Source organism: Wolbachia endosymbiont of Tuta absoluta, assembly GCF_059414725.1.
In genome coordinates, this window is record NZ_JBNRJY010000156.1 from 1 (window position 1) to 1,016 (window position 1,016).

Annotated in this window: 3 pseudogenes; all 3 read left to right on the forward strand. The window is 32.7% G+C overall.

What is annotated here, in order from left to right:
- A pseudogene (locus tag ACJ5GX_RS01675) lies at positions 1 to 210 on the forward strand (hypothetical protein); the annotation flags it as partial.
- Positions 200 to 838, forward strand: a pseudogene (locus tag ACJ5GX_RS01680) (molybdopterin-dependent oxidoreductase); the annotation flags it as partial. The pseudogenes ACJ5GX_RS01675 and ACJ5GX_RS01680, both read left to right, overlap by 11 nt.
- Positions 822 to 1,016 (forward strand): annotated as a pseudogene (locus tag ACJ5GX_RS01685) (hypothetical protein); the annotation flags it as partial. The pseudogenes ACJ5GX_RS01680 and ACJ5GX_RS01685, both read left to right, overlap by 17 nt.

Genomic DNA, 1,016 nt, shown 5'->3' on the forward strand with positions numbered 1-1,016 from the left:
CTGGTATATTTTCAACGAAAATTAAACTCTATATTTTTGTGTAAAGAACAAAATACATTAGAAAAACAGTTCGTTTATAAGCTAGTTGATTTTATCAATGATATTATTGCACTATTTACGGAAGGATATGTATGGATGGCAATAACATTTATTATAGTTACCGAGGGAAGAGGGAATTATTTGCCTCTCACAATGATCGATCAGAGATGACTGGAATGGCTTTAACGTACTGCATAAGGCTGCAGCAAGGGTTGGTGGACTCGATATTGGATTCGTTCCTAGCAAAGGTGGAAAAGACATTAATCAGATGCTAAAACAGGCAGAAAGTGGTGAGATAGAAGTAGTTTATCTTCTTGGCGCAGATGAAATTGATATATCAAAGTTAGAAAGTACATTTGTAATTTATCAAGGCCACCATGGTGATAGGGGAGCGCATATAGCAGATGTCATTCTACCTGGAGCTGCATACACAGAAAAATATGCAACTTATGTAAATACTGAAGGGCGAGTACAGAGAACAAATTTAGCTGTTTTTCCTCCTGGTGAAGCAAAGGAAGATTGGTTGATTATAATAAATTTATCCCAATATTTGGGCCTTTCCTTACTATATGATAATTTATTTGATGTGAGGAAGAAATTATACACTATTGGTCCACAGTTTAGAGATGCTGACCAAGTGGTGAAAAACAAATGGGTACCAATTACCTGTGATGAAATAAAATTAAGTAATATCTCTTTCACTCTAAAAAAGTGTAATTTTTATATGACAGACTCAATAAGTCGCGCTTCAAAAATAATGGCAGATTGTACTAAGGATTTTTATGAACACTCTACTTAATATTTTATTTATTCTAACACCATTATTACTAATAACTCTGGTATATTTTCAACGAAAATTAAACTCTATATTTTTGTGTAAAGAACAAAATACATTAGAAAAACAGTTCGTTTATAAGCTAGTTGATTTTATCAATGATATTATTGCACTATTTACGGAAGGATATGTATGGATGGCA